This is a genomic window from Nonomuraea purpurea (genome assembly GCF_042650645.1).
In the GTDB taxonomy this organism is placed as follows: domain Bacteria; phylum Actinomycetota; class Actinomycetes; order Streptosporangiales; family Streptosporangiaceae; genus Nonomuraea; species Nonomuraea purpurea.
In genome coordinates this window covers 235,426-253,543 of record NZ_JBHSBI010000001.1, presented here as the reverse complement: position 1 = coordinate 253,543, position 18,118 = coordinate 235,426, and the positions used below count along the sequence as shown (strand labels likewise).

The 18,118-nt window shown below is 66.4% G+C and carries 14 protein-coding genes; 10 read left to right on the top strand and 4 right to left on the bottom strand.

All coding sequences use genetic code 11. From position 1 onward, the window contains the following. Nucleotides 1-17: 17 nt before the first annotated feature. The gene (locus ACFOY2_RS01185) at nt 18-7,487 is read right to left on the bottom strand and encodes an RHS repeat-associated core domain-containing protein (protein ID WP_379525986.1); all 7,470 of its coding nucleotides are present in this window, start codon (nt 7,485-7,487) and stop codon (nt 18-20) included. A gap of 213 nt (nt 7,488-7,700) precedes the next feature. On the opposite strand from ACFOY2_RS01185, the gene ACFOY2_RS01180 reads away from it, so the two are divergent. The 9 genes from ACFOY2_RS01180 to ACFOY2_RS01140 all read left to right on the top strand — a co-directional run bounded on the left by ACFOY2_RS01180 (nt 7,701) and on the right by ACFOY2_RS01140 (nt 12,422). Then, a complete protein-coding gene (locus ACFOY2_RS01180) occupies nt 7,701-7,913 on the top strand; it encodes a hypothetical protein (protein ID WP_379525985.1) in 213 nt (70 codons plus the stop codon). Nucleotides 7,914-8,040: 127 nt separating this feature from the next. Beyond that, nucleotides 8,041-8,442, top strand: a complete 402-nt coding sequence (locus tag ACFOY2_RS01175) for a hypothetical protein (RefSeq protein ID WP_379525984.1) — start codon at nt 8,041-8,043, stop codon at nt 8,440-8,442. Beyond that, a complete protein-coding gene (locus ACFOY2_RS01170) occupies nt 8,423-8,947 on the top strand; it encodes a DUF6879 family protein (RefSeq protein ID WP_379525983.1) in 525 nt (174 codons plus the stop codon). Before ACFOY2_RS01175 ends, ACFOY2_RS01170 begins: the two co-directional genes overlap by 20 nt. A 1-nt stretch (nt 8,948) precedes the next feature. Continuing rightward, a complete protein-coding gene (locus ACFOY2_RS01165; RefSeq protein ID WP_379525982.1) occupies nt 8,949-9,788 on the top strand; it encodes a helix-turn-helix domain-containing protein in 840 nt (279 codons plus the stop codon). 147 nt (nt 9,789-9,935) lie between these two features. After that, nucleotides 9,936-10,145: a hypothetical protein gene (locus ACFOY2_RS01160; RefSeq protein ID WP_379525981.1), complete on the top strand. Its 210-nt coding sequence runs from the start codon at nt 9,936-9,938 to the stop codon at nt 10,143-10,145. Continuing rightward, a complete protein-coding gene (locus ACFOY2_RS01155) occupies nt 10,142-10,396 on the top strand; it encodes a hypothetical protein (protein WP_379525980.1) in 255 nt (84 codons plus the stop codon). The genes ACFOY2_RS01160 and ACFOY2_RS01155 overlap by 4 nt, the downstream gene beginning before the upstream one ends. Beyond that, on the top strand, nt 10,393-11,025 hold the full coding sequence (locus ACFOY2_RS01150; RefSeq protein WP_379525979.1) for a hypothetical protein: 633 nt from the start codon (nt 10,393-10,395) through the stop codon (nt 11,023-11,025). The genes ACFOY2_RS01155 and ACFOY2_RS01150 overlap by 4 nt, the downstream gene beginning before the upstream one ends. A 123-nt stretch (nt 11,026-11,148) precedes the next feature. Further along, entirely contained in the window at nt 11,149-11,274 is a 126-nt protein-coding gene (locus ACFOY2_RS01145; protein ID WP_379525978.1) for a hypothetical protein, read from the top strand. Next, nucleotides 11,274-12,422: a methyltransferase domain-containing protein gene (locus ACFOY2_RS01140; RefSeq protein ID WP_379525977.1), complete on the top strand. Its 1,149-nt coding sequence runs from the start codon at nt 11,274-11,276 to the stop codon at nt 12,420-12,422. The genes ACFOY2_RS01145 and ACFOY2_RS01140 overlap by 1 nt, the downstream gene beginning before the upstream one ends. A 55-nt stretch (nt 12,423-12,477) precedes the next feature. On the opposite strand, the gene rpoD is transcribed toward ACFOY2_RS01140, so the two are convergent. Further along, nucleotides 12,478-13,614: an RNA polymerase sigma factor RpoD gene (rpoD, locus tag ACFOY2_RS01135; RefSeq protein WP_379526440.1), complete on the bottom strand. Its 1,137-nt coding sequence runs from the start codon at nt 13,612-13,614 to the stop codon at nt 12,478-12,480. Nucleotides 13,615-13,980: 366 nt separating this feature from the next. Further along, nucleotides 13,981-15,822 (bottom strand): DNA primase, encoded by a 1,842-nt coding sequence (gene dnaG, locus ACFOY2_RS01130; RefSeq protein WP_379525976.1) that lies wholly within the window; start codon nt 15,820-15,822, stop codon nt 13,981-13,983. 204 nt (nt 15,823-16,026) lie between these two features. Between dnaG and ACFOY2_RS01125 the strand changes: the two genes are divergently transcribed. Next, nucleotides 16,027-16,926: a M23 family metallopeptidase gene (locus tag ACFOY2_RS01125; RefSeq protein WP_379525975.1), complete on the top strand. Its 900-nt coding sequence runs from the start codon at nt 16,027-16,029 to the stop codon at nt 16,924-16,926. Here ACFOY2_RS01125 and ACFOY2_RS01120 read toward each other — a convergent pair. Beyond that, nucleotides 16,895-18,052, bottom strand: coding sequence for an NAD(P)/FAD-dependent oxidoreductase (locus ACFOY2_RS01120; protein ID WP_379525974.1), 1,158 nt, complete (start codon nt 18,050-18,052; stop codon nt 16,895-16,897). The two genes, ACFOY2_RS01125 and ACFOY2_RS01120, sit on opposite strands and share 32 nt — an antisense overlap. Nucleotides 18,053-18,118: the final 66 nt, after the last annotated feature.

The following is an 18,118-nucleotide window of genomic DNA, read 5'->3' as shown; positions in this document are numbered from 1 at the left end:
TCGACGACTGCTGGCCTTTACTGGTACATCCAGCATGCAGCTTTTCCACATTTCCAGAGCCCATCGGCGTAGTTCATATACTGCAGAATGCTGGCGCGGCGCTTCACTGCAATTCCCCGATTCTTCTCGTTCTTCTTCGAGACCTCAAGACTATTAGGATTGTAGCCGCTCTTCACCCACTCCACGAATCGACCAGCAGTTATTATTCCGCTGTTCGGATCCATAACCACTCCAGAACAACCGCAGTACCCGATGGCCGCCTCCATGTCAGTCAAGGGGCGACCGAGGCCCTTGACGTTCTCCTTCAGGTGGCGCATCCATGCGGCCGCCATGTGTATCGCGCTGGGGGCGTGGGTCATATAGGCGTTAATGCGCTCGGCGGGCCACTTCTTCTTGTCGAGATACTCACTTCCTTTATGCTTGGCCAGCAGCATCCGAACTTTATAGATTTCCAGTTGCGCGACGCCGACGGATGCACCTTCGCCCTGCAATTTCACCCTAGCAGCGTCACCGACAATGGGACCACCGGACTGATCGGCTTGCCAATGGCTTTCATACATGAGAACGGCAGCCAGCACATTCTTGTTGATTCCGTGATTTGCAGCGGCTTTTTCGATATCTCTCCAGTACTTCACTATATACTTGTAGTGAGAGTACATTGCTAGATAATCAGGCGCCGCGCCACCGACGCCACCTGCAGAAATTATTTCACCCTGACCACTCCCAGCAGTGGCCTTAGCCTTCTCCGGGTTGAATATCAGGCGCCAATCGTCGGAGTTCAACTTGGCGGCTTCATTCATGGCCTGGATGCTAGCCATGCCTCCGGCCAGAATCCAGCTCGTTGCCAGTTCACCAGTCGTCATAACTGGCGACCAGTTTGACATGTAGTCATTCTGCACCTTCGCGCTGGCGAACCAAAAGCTGGGCTGATCGACCGGTCGCCCGTTGGGCATGATCTTGTAGCCGAGGCGCTTGAGTTCCTCGTCGGAGAATTGCGAGCCATAGAGGTAGTCGTAGCCGGGTGCGTTGATGAAGTCGTTCCACCAGCGCGCGTGGGTCTCCGTCTCATGGCAGATGCTGCCGCCCATGATGCATCCGCCATAGCCCGGCCCGGCTTCATTCAGCGAGCCGCCTGGAACGATCGCGTCGGTCGAGTGGCCGGTGGGGTCAGTGCCGGTGAGGGGTGAGGCGTTGGCGTAGCTGTAGCGGTTGGCCTGCACCGACGAGGTCGGTTCCAAGGTCATGGTGTCGCGGCTGGTGAAGGCGCCGGTGCCGGGCTGGTACCAGCGGGCGTGCATGTTGACCTTGCCGGTTTCCGGATCGGTGTATTCGCCCTGATAGCCGAGTTGGGTCTTGACGCCGGTCTGGGCGGTAACGGCGCCGAACGGGTCGTAGGCGGTCGAGGTCTGCAGGGTGGTGGTGAAGGTGGCCACCAGGTCGCCGTGCAGATCCGTCAGCGCCGCGGCTGCCGGGCCGGTGTCTTCCTGCAGGCTGAGCAGGCCGCCGCCGACATCACGCGCATAGCGTGCCTGGACGGTGCCGCTGCTGTCGGTGATGGCGGCCAGATCGTTGCCGAGGCCGGAGTAGGCGAAGGTCTGCTTGTCGGTGCCGCGGATGCGGGAGGCGACCCGGTTGAGAGCGTCGTAGCTGTAGAGGCTGTCTCCGTCGGCGATGAGCCGGTCAAAGGCGTCGAAGGTGTAGTTCGTGGTGGCGCCGGCCGTGGTGCTGGTGGAGAGGGTGCCGCGGGGGGTGTAGGTGTAGTCGGTGCCGTCGCCGGTGGTGAGGCGGTTGCGCTCGTCGTAGGTGAACGTCTTATCGCCAGCTTTGGTGCGGTTGCCGGCGGCGTCCCATTCGTAGGCGGTGACCGCGCCGCCAGGGGCGGTCCAGGAGGTGAGCCGTCCGGTGTGGTCGTAGGCGTAGGTGTTGGTTCCCGCCCCGGCGGTGCCGGCGGTGGTCTTGGTGGTGAGGTTGTCGTCCTTGTCCCACCCGTAGGTGACCTTCGCGAGCTGGGTGCCCGAGCCGTTCTTCAGCGCCTGACCGGTGACCCGGTCCAGGTCGTCGTAGTCGATGGTCTGGGTGCTGGCCTGGCCACTGGTGGCGGCGATGGTCTTCAGTCGACTGGCCGGATCGTAGCCGTAGGTGAGGGTGCGATTGGTGACCGGGTCAGTGGCGGTGGCCAGACGGTTGGCGTTGTCGTAGGTGAAGGTGGCGGTTCCGGCGGCGTCGATGCGCTGAGTGGGGTTGCCGAGCGCGTCGTAGGTGTAGGCGCTCTCCTGAGTGGTGCCTCGCTGGACGCTGAGCGGCAGGCCGCGGTCGTTGTAGCCGATGGCCAAGTCGCCTCCGGTGGTACGGCGGCCTGCCAGGTCGTAACCGAAGATGCGCTCGGCCGTGGTAGTGCCGCTGCCCGCGCCGCTCTCCTTGGTGAGCTGGTTGAGGTGGTTGAAGGTGCGGTCGATGCGCACCCCGCCGGGCTGAATGGTGGCCGTCTGGTTGCCTGCCGCGTCGTAGAGGTGGGTCCAGGTGCGGTCGGCCGCCTCCGGGTGGGCGGCGGTGGCCGACTCGGTCACCGTTTCCACCAGCCCCAAGCTGTTGTAGCTGGTCCAGGTGGCGTTGCCGCGCCCATCGGTAATCCGGGTACGAGCACCGGTAGCGTCGTAGCCGAAGCTCGTGGTGATCGACTCACCGTCCGAGATCGGTTCGATGAGGGACGTGGCCCGGTTCAGCGCGTCGAAGGTTTGCTTGGTGACGTGGCCTTCCGGTGACGTGCTGCTGGTGGGATTGCCTGCCCGGTCGTGCCCATAGCCGTAGGTGCGCAGCACCGCGCCGTCGGCGTCCAGATCCTTAGCCGCGGTCTTGCGGCCAGCCAGATCGTACTCAGCGGTGCTGGCATTGCCGTTCGGATCGGTCGTCTTGGTGATGCGGCCGGCCAGGTCGTAATCCATGGTGGTTGTGTTTGTCGTCGGGTCGGTGATGGAGGTCACCTCTCCTGCCACATTGACCGTGAAACTGGTGGCCTTACTGCCAGGCGCGATCTGCTTGACCAACCACCCGGCCTCGTCGTACTCCATCGTGGTGGTGTACGAGGCATTGGCGGGCTTGCGCTCGATCTGGGTGGCGGTGATCTGTCGGCCAAGGTCATCGTAGGTGGCTTGAGTTCGCGCGCCATTCGGGTCGACGCCAGCGAGTACCTCCCCAGCCATGTCGTATTCGCTCACCCAAGTGCCAGGGCTTTGGCCGTCGGGGGCAGGGTCGGTAGCGCGAACCTGCCGGCCGAGCTGATCGTACTCATACGAGGTGATGTAGCCGCGCGGGTCCGTGGTGGACGTGAGCAGGCCGGCCGCATCGTAGGAGTGCTGGACAGTGGAGGTGATCGGGCTGCCGCCCGGCGGCGTGTACGGGAGCGCGCTGGTTCTGGTCAGCCTACCCGCCTTGTCGAAGGTCGAGGTGATGGAGCGGCCCTCGGCGTCGCGCTGGTGCGTCTGATTACCGACCGTGTCGTAGCCAGCCCGGGTGGATGGCTGTGCGGGCGCGGCGGCGCTGTCCTTGTCCACTTGAACCTGCGGCGCCTTGGTTTCCACCAGCCGGTCGAGCATGTCGTAGCGCATGGTGGTGGTGTAGTCGTCGGCGTCCGCGCCGTTGGCGTTGCCCCGTGGGTCGGTCGTGGAGATAGCCAGGCCGCGATCGTCATAGCCGGTGGTGGTGACGATGTCCTGGTCGCCGTTCTCGATGGTTTGCCGGGTCGGCTGGTTGGCCTTGTTGTAGGCGAATTCCTTGGTCTCGGTTCGACTTATACCGGCTGCGGTGAGGGTGGACCTGATGACGTTGTTGTTGGCGTCGTAGGTGAAGGTAGTCCTGCGGTTGAGGGCGGCCGGGTCGAGCGTCTGCGACGTCAAACGGCCTGCGGCGTCGTACACAAACTGCGTCGTGACCTTGGCCTTCCCACCGGTGACTTGCTGGGTGAGGTTGCCTGCCGCGTCGTAGGTGTTGGCCTCCAGTACGACGTCGGTGGTCGTGTTGGAACCGTTGAGTTTGACGTCGTCGCCGATGACCTGCGACGGCCGGTTGTCATTGAAGTAGGCGTAGGAGGTCTTGCGGAGCATCGCGTCCACCCGCATGACCAGTCGCCCCGCGGCGTCGTAGGAGCGGCTTTCCAGCTCCACGTCCTTGGCCGGCTGGGGATCGACCGGGCTGCCGGTCCACCCCTTCAGCATGGTGGAGGTCAGTTCGCCCCGCGCGCTGTAACCGTAGGCGAGGACGGTGCCGCGGGCGTCCGTTGACGTAGTTTTCTGCCCAAGGGTGTTCCAGGTCTGGCGGGTGACGCCGCCTTCAGGATCGGTGGTGGTGTCCTGGCGGCCGAAGTCGTCATAGGTGTAGACGGTCTTCCGCTCGGCGTCTCCGCCGGTCAGATCCGTGACGGCCTCGGACAGCTTGTTGCCGTCCAGGTCGTAGCCGTAGGTGATACGAGCCGTGTGGGTCACTCCGGTAATCTCGTTCTTGACCGCCGCACCCGTCGTCGTGGCCACCCGGCCAAGGACGTCGTAGGTGATGGCGGTTGTGACGCCGTCCGGGTTAGCTTTCGACACCTTCGTGGTGGAGGTCAACCGACCGATCTCGTCGTAGCCGAGCTTGGTCACCAACCCCCGCGGATCCATCTGTTCCGCCAGGTCACCCGCGGATGTATAAGCATAGGACCAGACGCTTCCCCGCGCGTCGGTCCGGGTCTTCTCCAGCCCTGCGGGGGTGGTGCCGCCGCCAGCGGCGGGCTCGGTGCCATCGGTGTAGGTGACTGTCGTCGAGCGACCCTCAGGGAAGTCGGACGTCGCCGGTGTGCTCTTCTTCGTGATCTGACCGTAGGCGTTGTACTCCGCCGTGATGGCGTAGGTATTGCTGTCGGCGTCGGAGGAGCGGGCATCCCGGAAGGCGAGCATCTGGTCGTTGCGCGGATCGAGCTCGTCGTCCTTGTTCAGGTAGTACTCGACATAGGCGTTCTGGCAGTTGGTAGCGGTTCGGCAAGACTTCGACTGGATCACGTTGCCGCGTTTGTCGTTCCACTGCCGGAACATGTTGTTGTTCGGGTCGGTTGTCTTGATGGAGAAGCCGCCGGTGTCGTACTCGAAGCTGGTCTTGGCCCCGGCCTGGTCGGTCATGTACGCCAGCCGCTCGTTGCGCAGCGAGTCGTAGGCGTAGTCCAGAGTGCCGCCGCGCGGATCGGTCAGCCTGATCTTGTAGAGCCGCTCGACCCAGTCGATCTCGAACTCGCCCAGCTGCCAGGTGCCGCCGTGCCGGTCGGTGTGCGTCAGAAGCCGGTCGGTCGCCGGGTCGTAGGTGTTCTTGGCCCAGATCCGGCCGGACGGCAACGTGATCTGAGACAGTTTGTGGCTGATCTTGGCCCGGGCGGCCCAGTGGGACTGGACCACGGCGTCTGTAAGCGGCTCGCGATACAGCGCGAACTCGTCGATCGAGCCCTGGAACGGCCAAGCACCTGATGTGGTAGGGCCGCCGGGGACATCGGACCATCTACTGGCCCGATAACCGCTTCCCACATAGGCGTATTGGCGATTAGCACCTATGAGGGTGCCGTTCAGTTCCCCCACCAGCTGACCGTCGAGGTAGAGCTTTTGCTGGTTGCTGGTCACGGTGAGGACCACGTGGTGCCACTGGTCATTGTTGACCGGGCCGGCGGACGTGATGGGCGTGTATCCGGTTCCACTCATTGTGCCCAGCTGGCCGCGGAGTTTGCCGTCCGTTCCCACATACAGGACCGGCTGCGCCGCTCCGACCCCGCCGCTGTTTGTCGAGGATTCCGAGAAGATCACGCCGGGCTGCGTGGTCTTGATCCATCCTTCGAGGGAGACGTGATCGCGCAGGCGGTCCAGCATGGGCCCTGGCAGCATCATCGTGGACTTGGTGAAGCCGGCAGCGGTGTCGGCCGTTCCTTCCAGAGATCCCGGCTGGCCGACGGTGACGTTGTCGTAGATGCCAGTACCACCCTCGCTGCCCAGGTTCGCGGCCGGCTTGTACTGGGCGTCACCCAGCCGCCAGTAGCCCACCGGCTCGGAATCGAGCACCAGGCCCTTGTAGCGGGACCCGTCTCCGTAGCTGTAGCTGGTGCAGTTCGGCGCGGCCAACGGCGAGCACACCGACGCCAGGTTGTCGCCGGTGTAGGTGTAGGTCCAAGTTTGCGCCTTGCCGTCCACCGGGTCGGTGGACACCGTGGCCACCCGCGGGCCGTTCCAGGTGATGTGAAGCTTTCTGCCGCCGGCACCGGTCACCGTGTCGAAGGTGCCGTCGGCGTTGTAATCCAGCGTTTGCGCCCGCCCGCGATTGTCCTCAATCTTGAGCAGCCGCCCCGCGGCGTTGAAGACATACGTCGTCGAGGACGTGTCCTTGAGGCGCCAGCCCCCACCGTCCACGTCCGCCAGCACATCCTTCATGCCCGGCGGCGGCTGGTACGTGCCATCACTCCTGGCCGCGAACCGGACCCGGCGGCCACTGGCATAGGTCACCAGCAACCCGGTGACGGTCGTCCCCGTCCGCTCGGCCACCACATTCATGTCCCAGGCGCTCGACCAGCCGGCACCGAAGATCCCGCTGGTGCGCGTGTCCATGCTGTTGTAGGTACGCACCACCGCCAGCGCAGGGCCCGCCGCCGGCACCTGGACATCCTTCGCGGTTGTCGTGTAGTTGCCGGTGACCAGGGAGAACTCCTCCTGGTCGCCGACTCGCTCACCCAGATGGGAGCTGTTGAGCGGCTGACGCCCCCCTGCGATGATCAACTTCTTGTTACTCGTGGCGACCGCTTTGCTTTCCGAGTCCACCACACGGACCCACCACTCGTACTGCTTGCCCCACTCCAGCGTGCCCGCGGGCACACGCCACGTCTCCTGGTCCGGTAGGGCGCCGGAGTCCCAGCACGGCGGCGCCGGCGGAGGAGGAATGACGATCTCTCCCTCGTCCTCTTCCGGCTTCTCGCAAATGTGGTACGTGTACCTCATCGGGCTGAGAGGGTTCTCAGGTACACCCACTCGCGTAACCCGCACGGTGAGCAGCGGCGTCGTCGTTCCCACCAAAGAGCCCGTGTCGGGATACACGTCGGAGATCAGCGGAAGAGTACTCGCCGCAGTCGCTTGGTCCTGCTGCTCAGCACGCTGCACACCCGGAGGCAGATCCCGCTCCGACTCAGCCTTCAACGCCGTCCGCGGCCACGCGCCGCCATCTCGCGGCAGAGCTCCCGGCACGGGCGAATCCCCCGCCCCATCCGATGACGTGGCTGCGGCAGGCGTAACGGCCAGGCTCGGTAAGTCGCCCGCAGAACCCCACTGCTGTGTCGGCGTCACCACAGTGCCCTGCTCGACGCTCGCCTCGCTTCCCACGGAAGCCTGCGCGGAAGCGGGAACCGCCGTTAGCGAGAGCAACCCGGGCAGGCTGGCGATCAAGATAACGGCCGCCGACCGGGAAAGAAGGGCACGCGAAAAGAACCGGCGCATAGCCGTCACGCTCCGAACCACAACGAGGGGCACCCGCAAGGGATGCCGAACGTCGCTCCACCCCACCCGGCAGGTGCGACCTGACCCGTGCGGCTCTGGAGCCTTGATCAAACGCGCAAAGACTAACCATCAGGTAGATCAAGTGACAAGAGCCAATTTTACAAACCATAAGCACCTAAGGTGACGAACTGGACAAGAGGTGGGCATGAGGCTTTGTTCAAGATCCTGCCCAACCTCGCGGTTCGCGCGCTCTCACTTCTTCAAGACCTCGGCCAGCGAGCAGAAGCGGCGCGCGAACTGGAGGCGCTCGGCGGCATGGCGAGGATGTCTGCGGGCGACGAGATCCGCCTGGAGACACACGCCCAGGCGGCGACGTCACGCGCAGGTGTTGTGCACGTGCGCCTACAACGCGGCGCACATGGGTGACCGAGAGCCCACCCAGGCGTCGGGTCTGGCCGTACGGTCCCACGGCTCGTCCTTGACCCTTCGCCGCGCTCTCCCGCATGCTCATTGTTGCAAGCAAACACCAGCAAACTCCGGACAGGAGCTCGGCATGGCACTGCGGTTCCTCGGCAAGGACGCGAACTCCGTGGGCGGCGACTCGCCCACCCTCTACGCCACCGGCACGGACACCTTTATCGTCCAGGGCTGGATCGTCACCGACCCCGACCTGCTGGCCAAGGTCACGCTCGACGCCGATCAAGATGTCGTGGAGATCCCATTCAACCTGTTCGACCACCTCGCCAAGGACGGCCTTCCCGGCGTCGTGACGAGCTGGCTGCCGCCCATCGTGCACGTCACCGATCACCAGACGTGTCTCATCCAGGGCGCCCGCGTCACCGACCCCGAGACGCTCACCCAAATGGCGATCCCCAGCCACGAGAGCTGTGTCGAAGTGCCGCGCGACGCCATCGCCGACCTGCTGGAGGAGGGCGATGGAGCTCATCACGCCTGACCAGCGCGACGAACTGTTCGGCACATTCAGCCGCGATGCCTTCCACCTCGAACTCCGCGACCAGTACGGCGTCACCAGAGAGGAAGGGCCGTTCGCTCGGTGGCTACGCGGCGAGCCGGACGACCTGACCTGGCTCCAGCCGTGGCTGGCCCGGGTACGGATGGTCACCGCGGCAGGCCGAACCGTCCGACGAGTACGCGTCATCACCGAGCCGGCCAGCGAGTACATCCGCTGGGAGCACGCCCTGACCCCGGCCACGGTCGAGGCGGGCGAAGACATCCGGTGGCTGCCTCGCCACCGCATGCCCGCCGTCGAGTTGCCGGTGGGCGGCGACGACTGGTGGCTGTTCGATGATCGGTTGCTGGTGGTCGGCCGGTTCGGCGAAGATGGCCGAGTGCTCGGCTCCGAACTCGTCACCGATCCCGCCGCAGTCGCGCGGTGCGCGGATGTCCGAGATCTGCTGTGGGCGCTGGCCATTCCCCATCACGAGTACAAGCTGATCTGAAGTGTCGTTCGAAGCCCAGAGGGCGCGCGAGGCGCTCGGTACCCGACTGCGTGAGATCCGCCAGCAGTCGGGCCTCACCGGCCGGGCGCTCGCCGCGCTCGCCGGCTGGCAGCTCTCGAAGATCAGCAAGATCGAGCACGGCAAGCAGGCCGCGACCGAGGCCGACGTCCGGACCTGGCTGCGGCACTGCGAGCGCGAGGACGCCTTGGACGACCTCGTCGCCGCGGCCCACAACATCGAAACCTTGTGGACCGAGTGGCGGCGCGCCCTCCGCTCAGGCGCTCGGCAGCGGCAGCTCCGCTCCATCGACCTGTATGAGCGGACGCGGGTCTTCCGCGCCTACAACCCGAACATCATCTGGGGCACCCTGCAGACCGCCGAATACGCCGAGACGCTCATGCGGCAGCTCGCCGACTTCATGGGCAACGGCCCCACCGACATCGAGGCCGGCGTCGCAGCCCGGATGGAGCGCCAGCAGTTCCTGTACCGGGGCGATCGCCGGTTCAACGTCATCCTTGGCGAGCAGGCGCTCAACACGAACATCGGCGGCCCGGGTGTGATGCGCGGCCAACTCGACCGACTCCTGGCTGTCATGACGCTGCCGCGCCTCAGCGTCGGGATCATCCCGGCGCGGGCGTCGTACGAGATCTGGCCGGGCAATATGTTCATCATGTTCGACGACCGCATGGTCATGCTGGAGACGTACTCCGCGGAACTCACGGTCACCGAGCCGGGAGAGGTCACCATGTACGGGCGGGCTTTCGCCCTGCTCCAGCGGTCCGCCGTCTACGGGGAGCCAGCCCGCCGCCTGGTCGCCGAGGCTCTCGCTCGGCTTGTTTGAAGAAAACACGAGCAAACTCCTTGGGATTGCTCGCACGGCCGTTTTACCGTTCCGGCTATGGACAGTCACGGGTCCGAATCCCCTGTACGAGCGCCCTCCACGCAGAGCAAGCGCCCCACTACGAGCCGGTCGGCTGACGTCGACGCCGTGACTCTGCGTCGGCCGGCCGTCGAGCTCGCCGAGTTCATCAACACTCAGAGGTATCTGGATGGCTCCTGGTCTGCCGTCCACGAGGCGAGCGGCATGGTCATCGCCGCAGCAACGTGGGCGCGCCTGGAGTTGATTGCGGCCTACGTCTGCGACAGATCGCGGCACTCCAACCTGACGCGGCTCCCGGGGGGCGGTGAGCCGGTGTGAACGAGGACGAAGTCCGCGCCTACTACGACATCCCCGAGAACGCGAAGGCCATGTGCGACCTGCTCATGCGCACCCACTCGGGGTGGACGGTGTGGCGGGTCAGACTGGACCGCACCCCCTGCACCGAGCCGGTATGGTGCGCCCGGCATGAGACGTGGCCGGCGAACTGCCCGTCGCTCGTCGACGAGACCGCCGGGATGCTCAACTTCGCGATCATCATGGTCGAGTCGGGCGCGGTGACAGTCTCATGAGCCACAGCGTGGTGCCGCCGACACGGCTGCGGGTGCCGTACATCACCGCCTACGACGAAGAGGCCGTGCCCTACCGGCTCACCTTCGCGCGCGACCGGGAGGCCACGGACGGCTGGCGGCTGTCGTACACCGACGCCATCCCGCTCGACTGGATGTTCGGCGTGCTGTGGTCGCGGCAGGGCCTGCACCGGCGCGGTCAGCCGCGATGGAAGCTGGTCAACACCCTGCGGCAGCGGAACGCCATGCTGCGCCTGCTGTGTCAGGTGTGCGGGCAGCCTGCGGCCGGGCCGGACGGGCGGGTCTCCTGGGTGCTGGCCGACGACCCTGGCGGCCCCGCGACTGGCGAGGGCTACACCAACGCTCCCCCCACCTGCCGCCAGTGCGTTCCTGAGGCGCTGATCGCTTGCCCTCGGCTGCGCCGTGGCGCGGCGGTCTACAGCGTGGGTGAAGCCGAGCCGTATGGGGTGATCGCCAACGTGATGGGCCCTGACCCGGCCGGGGCGATTGTGGTCGAACCCAATGCGGTGATCCCGCTGGACGCCTTTCACCGGCTGGAGTATGCGCTGGCTGTGCAGCTCCTGGTCGCGCTCCGCGACCTGCGGCCCATCCCGTTGCTCATGGCGGCATGACCGCGCCCCGCGACCATACCGAGCGCCGTCCAGGCGGGACGGCCAAAGCCCCCGGCAGGGGACCGGACACACGCGTACCTTGCCGGGTCTCACCCCACCACCGCATCGCGAGAGGAGAACAGCATGGGGAAGCATGAGGACCCGAACAGCCCGAAGGACAAGCCGTTCGTACCGGACGAACCGACCCCGGACGGGCACAAGAAGCCACAGGGCCAGCACGCCGAAGACGACGACAAGGGTTCCAAGTAGTGGACACCAAGGCCCGGATCGATCACCTGATCGGCTTGATCCGCGCGGAGGACGGCGTCAGCCAGGCCGTCGCGGACGCCATCCGCGCCGTCCCCCGTCATCTGTTCATCCCAACGGTCGCGCTGGCCACCCCCAGCGACGGCAAGCCGTTCGTCATCGACCGCGACGCCAACCCCGTCGGCTGGTGGGACGCTGTCTACTCCCCACACCCGATCGTCACCCAACTCGACGACGGAGCCACCGATATCCGCCACGGCAGAGGGGACTACTCCTCGTCGGCGTCTTCGCCGAGCACGGTCGCGGACCTGCTGCGGCTCGCGGACATCAAGCCGGGTCACCGGGTGCTGGAGGTCGGCACGGGCACCGGGTGGACGGCCGCGCTGCTGTCCCATCTCGTCGGAGGTCACGGGGAGGTGACCTCAATCGAGGTGGACGCCGCTGTCGCCGAGCAGGCGGAGAAGAACCTGAGCGGCGCCGGGTTCCAGCCGCGCCTGCTCGTCGGCGACGGGGCGCTGGGGTGCGCCGATGAAGCGCCGTACGACCGAGTCCATGTCACCTGCGGGGTCCGAACCGTTCCCTACTCATGGGTGGAACAGACCAGGCCGGGCGGGCTGATCGTCACCCCCTACAATCCCGCGTTCGGCGACGACCACTCGCTGCGGCTCACCGTCACCCCGGACGGGACGGCGGTCGGCCGGATCGCCGGGTACGCCGGCTACATGCTGATGCGCTCCCAGCGCTTCGAGCAGGGCCGCCCCGCACGCACCCCGAAGGAGAAGCACTATCCGACGACGCGCGTCGATCCTCGCACGATCGGCGACGTCCCGGCGGGCGCGACCCTGGCGATGGCCACCCTGACCGGCCTGGCCTGCCACGCGGGCTATGACGGCGAGGAGTACCGGACCTACCTGTCCGACCCGGGCGACCCGCACTCGTGGGCGGTCGCGACCTGGCGGCCCGGCGCCGACGAGTACGAGGTGTTCCAGGTCGGCGAGCGGCCCTTGTGGGAGGAGGTCGTGGACGCCTACTTCCGGTGGGTGTCGTGGGGGTCGCCGCACTACTCGCGGTACGGCATCACCGTCAGGCCCGAGGGGCAGGCCATCTGGCTGGACCGGCCGGACAACGTACTGAACCACCAGCAGGCGTAAGAAAGCCGGTGACCCACCCGATCGGGCAGGTCACCGGCTTTGTCGGCTGGACAGCTCAGTCCAGGTAGTCGCGCAACATCTGCGCGCGCGTCGGGTGGCGGAGCTTGGCCAGGGTCTTCGACTCGATCTGGCGGATGCGCTCCCGCGTGACGCCGAACTCCCTGCCCACCTCCTCCAGCGTGCGCGGATGACCGTCGGCCAGGCCGAAACGCAACTGGATGATGCGCTGCTCGCGGTCTGACAGCGTGGCCAGGATGTCGTCGAGCTGGTCCTGCAGCATGATGAAGGCGGCGGCCTCCATGGGCACGACAGCGTCGGCGTCCTCGATGAAGTCACCGAGGTCGGAGTCTTCCTCGCCGATCGGCGACTGCAGCGACACGGGCTCCTGGGCGATGCGCTGGATCTCCACCACGCGATCGACAGGGAGGTCCATCTCCTTGGCGATCTCCTCGGGAATCGGCTCGCGGCCGAGGTCCTGGTGGAGCTGGCGCTGCACTCTGACGAGCTTGTTGATGGTCTCCACCATGTGCACGGGAATGCGGATGGTGCGCGCCTGGTCGGCGATCGCCCTGGTGATCGCCTGTCTGATCCACCAGGTCGCGTAGGTGGAGAACTTGTAGCCCTTGGTGTAGTCGAACTTCTCGACTGCCCGGATGAGCCCGAGGTTGCCTTCCTGGATCAGGTCCAGGAACAGCATGCCGCGGCCCACGTACCGCTTGGCGATCGACACCACGAGCCTGAGGTTGGCTTCGATGAGCCGCTGTTTGGCCCGGGTGCCCTGCCAGACGAGCTCCCTGAACTCCGGGAAGGCCAGACGCGAGATCCCGTTGGCCAGCTTGTCCTCGGCGAACAGGCCGGCTTCGATCGACTTGGCGAGCTCCACCTCCTCCTCGGCGGTCAGCAGTGGCACACGGCCGATCTCCCGCAGATATATACGGACCAGATCGCTGGTCGGCGCCCGCTTGCCTACGTCTTCCTCATCGGCGCGGGTGGTCTCCTCGTCGCCCTGCGGCTCGAGGACCTCCACACCGTTCTCGGCGAGCATTCGCACGACGCGTTCCAGCGCGTCGGACGGCAACTCGGATCGGTCAAGCGCGGCTGCGACGTCATCGACGGTTACGCTCCCGCGCTCCCTTCCTTTCGCGACGAGGTCCGCCACCTGATCTACCGATGGCGGTCCACTTGGCAGCACCGATGCACCCACGGGAGACAGTCTGCAGTATTGGTTCCAGCAAATGGCAGACCCATTTTTGTCACGGAAGGTAAGACGATCGTCCTTACCGAATTGAGATCGCAATAAGGTTTAGCCCGAGTTTGATCAGGAAAGTAAAGTCAATTACGCGATCTGGTTTGACGCGCCCGGCGACACCCCCCGGTCGGACGCAACTTTCTGGCTGCCTGAACAGCGTTGTCCGTCCCCTTTGTCCGCATGTTGGACCGGGCCAAGTTCCCTGGCCAACCCCCCGGAGATACCGCTAGGGATCGCGGCCGAACTGTTACCAACCGCCGACGCGATAGCCCGGCGCGGCAACGCGTGAACGGAGTCGTGGGTCGTCGGTCAGCTGCCGGCGGCGCGGTCACGCAGGACGCGGCGTTGTTGTTCCAGCGCCACCAACTCCCCAAACAGCTTGTTGTACTCCTGCTGCTCCTCCACCGGATTGAGCCGCTGGATCCGGGACTTCACCTGAGCGATGGCGCGGTCGACGGCGATGGCCTCGATGGCCGCGAGCATGGCCCCGGCGTAGCGTTCCTCGGTGTGGGCGTCGGCCTGGACGGACTCGACGGCGAAGCGGGTCACCAGGGCCCGTGAGCCCTCCTCTTGGGCGTGCTCCAGCAGCAGGTCGACCCATTCGCGCCCCCCGGCGCCGGCCGCCGCGAGGCCGCCGGCGGCGACGATGACCTTGTGCAGGCTGACGTGGTCGGGGGCGGTGAAGGCCTGCGGGTCGAGCGCGTCGAAGCGGGGCCCGAGCAGGGTGGGGCGCTGCACGGCCAGCTTGAGCAACTCGCCCTCCACCCGCACGCTCGGGTCGACGGGCGCCGCCCTGGGCGCCCGCTGCGGACGGCCCTGTTGGGCGGTCGAGACCTCGGCGATGCGCTGCATGACGAACCGCTCGTCCATGAACCCCAGCCACCGGTCGAGGTCGATGGCGTAGCGCTTGCGCAGCCCCACGTCCTTGATGCCGGCCACGATCGGCGCGGCCGCGTCGAGGGCGGCGATCTTGCCTTCGTTGCTGCGCAGGTCGTAGCGGGAGATGGTGCTCCTGATCGCGAACTGGAACAGCGGCTCGCGGCTGGCGATCAGATCGCGCACGGCCGCGTCGCCCTGTTTGACCCGAAGATCGCACGGGTCGAGGCCGTCGGCCTGGACCGCGACGTACGTCTGCGTGACGAACTTCTGCTCGTCGGCGAACGCCCGCAGCGCCGCCCTCTGCCCCGCCGCGTCGCCGTCGAAGGTGAAGATCACCTCTCCGCGGAATTCGGCCTGGTCGAGCAGGAATCGGCGCAGGATCTTGATATGTTCCTCGCCGAACGAGGTGCCGCAGGTGGCCACCGCCGTCGGCACGCCCGCCAGATGGCAGGCCATCACATCGGTGTACCCCTCGACGATCACCGCCTGGGCGCGCTTGGAGATCTCCCGTTTGGCGAGGTCGATCCCATAAAGCACCTGGCTCTTCTTGTAAAGCGGTGAGTCAGGCGTATTCAGATATTTCGGACCATCGTCGGAATCGAGCAACTTGCGGGCACCAAAACCGATCACATCGCCGGTGGCGTCCCTGATCGGCCAGATGAGCCGCCCGCGGAACCGGTCGATCGGCCCCCGCCGCCCCTCCTTGGCCAGCCCGCCCTTGACCAGCTCGTCGGCGCTGAACCCGCGCCCCATCAGGTGACGGCTGAGCGCCTCCCACTCGTTGGGCGCGTAACCGACCCCGAACGTCTCGGCGTCGGCCCGCTCGAACCCCCGCTCCGACAGGAACCGCCGCCCGACCGCCGCATCGGGCACGAGCAGCTTGTCGGCGTAGAACTCGGCCGCCACCCGGTGCGCCTCCAGCAGCCTGGCCCGCTCGCCATGGTCGCGCTTGGGAACGTACCCGCCCTGCTCGTACTGGAGCTGAATGCCGGCCCGCTGCGCCAGCCGCTCGACCGCCTCACCGAAGGGCAGATGCTCGATCTTCTCGACGAACGTGATGACGTCGCCGCCCTGGGAACAGCCGAAACAGAAGAACATTCCGCGCTCGGGGGTGACGTTGAAGGATGGGCTCTTCTCGTCGTGGAACGGGCACAAGCCCTTGAGGTTTCCGCCTCCGGCGTTGCGCAACTGGATGTGTTCGCCGATCACGTCGGCGATGGGCGAGCGCTCGCGAACGAGCGCGATGTCGACGTCACGGATCCTGCCAGCCACGCCGGTGAGTCTATTCCGCCCCACCGACGCTTTCGGTCCTCGGATGGAGGGAAGGCCGCCAAGTGCACGCCGAATGAGCCGCTCCTTGCACACGGTATGGAACGCTCCGTGCACGCGGGGAAGTGCCCCGTCACCTGTCGGTTGCTAAAGCGGGAAACCGGCTCTGCGAGGTCTCGCCGTGGGCTACAAAGGTAAAGGTTGTCGGTGGAAACGGTGACACGGGTGGAGATCATGCGATCGGGGCATTTCGGACTTCGGGCGGCCGCCGCGGCCGCTCTGCTGCTGACCGGTGCCTGCACGCAGGCTCCCGGCCTGGCCGGCGTCAGCGCGCAGTCGCCGTCCGCCCCGTCCCTCTCGGCGACGCCGTCGGGCCCCGCGCCCACGGCCGAGGGTCAGGCCGCCGCGCAGCCGCCCAAGGGCGACGACCCGGTCAACGTGCCGCCGCCGAAGTTGTCCAAGTACACCTACGCGTTCCCGGTCAAGGGCTGCAAGACCAGCTATCAGCGCAAGCTGCTGGTCCTGCCCAAGACGACGATCTGGGCCAAGCAGGGGTGCGCGTTCGTGGCGCCGATAGACGGCGTCGTGGACGAGGTGAACCTGGTGAACAAGTGGAACCCGGCCACGGACGCGGGGGCCGACCGCGAGGGCAGGTTCGTCACGATCATCGGTGACGACGGCGTTCGCTATCTGGGCGGCCATCTCGACGTGGTCGCCGACGGAGTCAAGCCGGGCGTCCGGGTCAAGGCGGGGCAGTTGCTCGGCCGGGTCGGCAAGACGGGCAACGCCCGCGACACCGGGTCGAACCTGTACTTCGCGATCTCGTGGAAGACCGGGCCGGCGTACTGGTGGGTACGCCGGGGCATGGTCAAGCCGTGGGATTACCTCGACGCCTGGGATTCGGGCAACCGCACGTTCTCGCCTCGTGAGGAGACGCTGAAGCTGCGCGGCAAGCTGGGCGAGACGCCGCCCTGTGCCGTCCAGTGCGGGACGAGGCCGGCGGCCCCTCAGTCGAGCAAGAGCCCTCGGCCGAAGAAGACCGGCGGCGGTGGCGACGAGGATGTGGTGATCACCATCAACCCGTCGATAGCTCCTTTTGGTCAATGATGACGCCAGATCGGATGAGCTCTTGGATGTCGTCCACGACGTCCCAGGTGTTGACGTTCATTCCGGCGATCACCCGGTTTTCGCGCAGCCAGTAGACGATGAACTCCAGGCTTTCCGGGTCGCCGCGGTAGACGATCTCCTCGTAGCCCTCGATGTCGCCGGAGAACTCCATGCCGAGCTCGTACTGATCGGTATAGAAGTATGGGACGCGGTCGTGGACGACGTCCTGGCCGAGCATCGACCGGGCCGCCTGGGGGCCGCCGTGCAGGGCGTTGGCCCAGTGCTCGACGCGCAGGTGCCGCCCGTACAGGGGGTGGAAGGATTCGGCGACGTCGCCGGCGGCGTACACGTCAGGGTGCGAGGTGCGCAGGGCCGCGTCCGTGAGGATGCCGGTTCCGACGTCGAGTCCGGCGTCGCGGGCGAGCCCGACTTCGGGCGCGGCGCCGACGCCGACCACGACGAGGTCGGCCGTCAGCCGCTCCCCCGAGCTGAGCCGCACGCCGGTCGTGGTGATCTCGGCGGCGGCGGTGCCGAAGCGCAGGTCGACGCCCTTGCGGGCATGCAGGCGGGCGAACAGGTCGCCGAGTTCGTGGCCGAGTGCCCGGTTGAGCGCGGTGGGCTCGGGTTCGACGACGGTGACCGCGCAGCCTGCCTGGCGGGCGGCCGCCGCGGTCTCCAGCCCGATCCAGGAGGCGCCGACGATCAGCACGTCGCCGCCCTGCGCGAAGCGCTCTTTGAGCGCCTGGCTGTCCTGGACGGTCCGCAGGTAGTAGGCGGGCCCCGGCAGGCGTCTGGGCGTGGCTCCTGTCGCCATGAGCAGTTTGTCGTACGGCTGGCGCGACCCGTCTTCGAGCCTGACCAGGTGGTCATCGAGCTCGATGCGGGTGGCCCGCAGGCCGAGCCGTAGATCCACGCCGTTGTCCGCGTACCACTCGGGAGGGTGGACGAAGATCTTGTCTCGCTCGCTCCTGCCCTGGAGGAATTCCTTGGACAGCGGCGGTCTCTCGTAGGGCCTTTCGGTCTCGGCGCCGATCAGCACGATGTCTCCGTCGAAGCCCTCTTCGCGCAGCGTCTGTGCTGCCTTGGCACCCGCGAGTCCCGCGCCGACGATCACATATGTGGCCATGGGCGCAGTATCCGCCCATCGAGGGCGTCGGGAAAGCCGCTTGTGTCAGGTGACCAGGGTCATTGG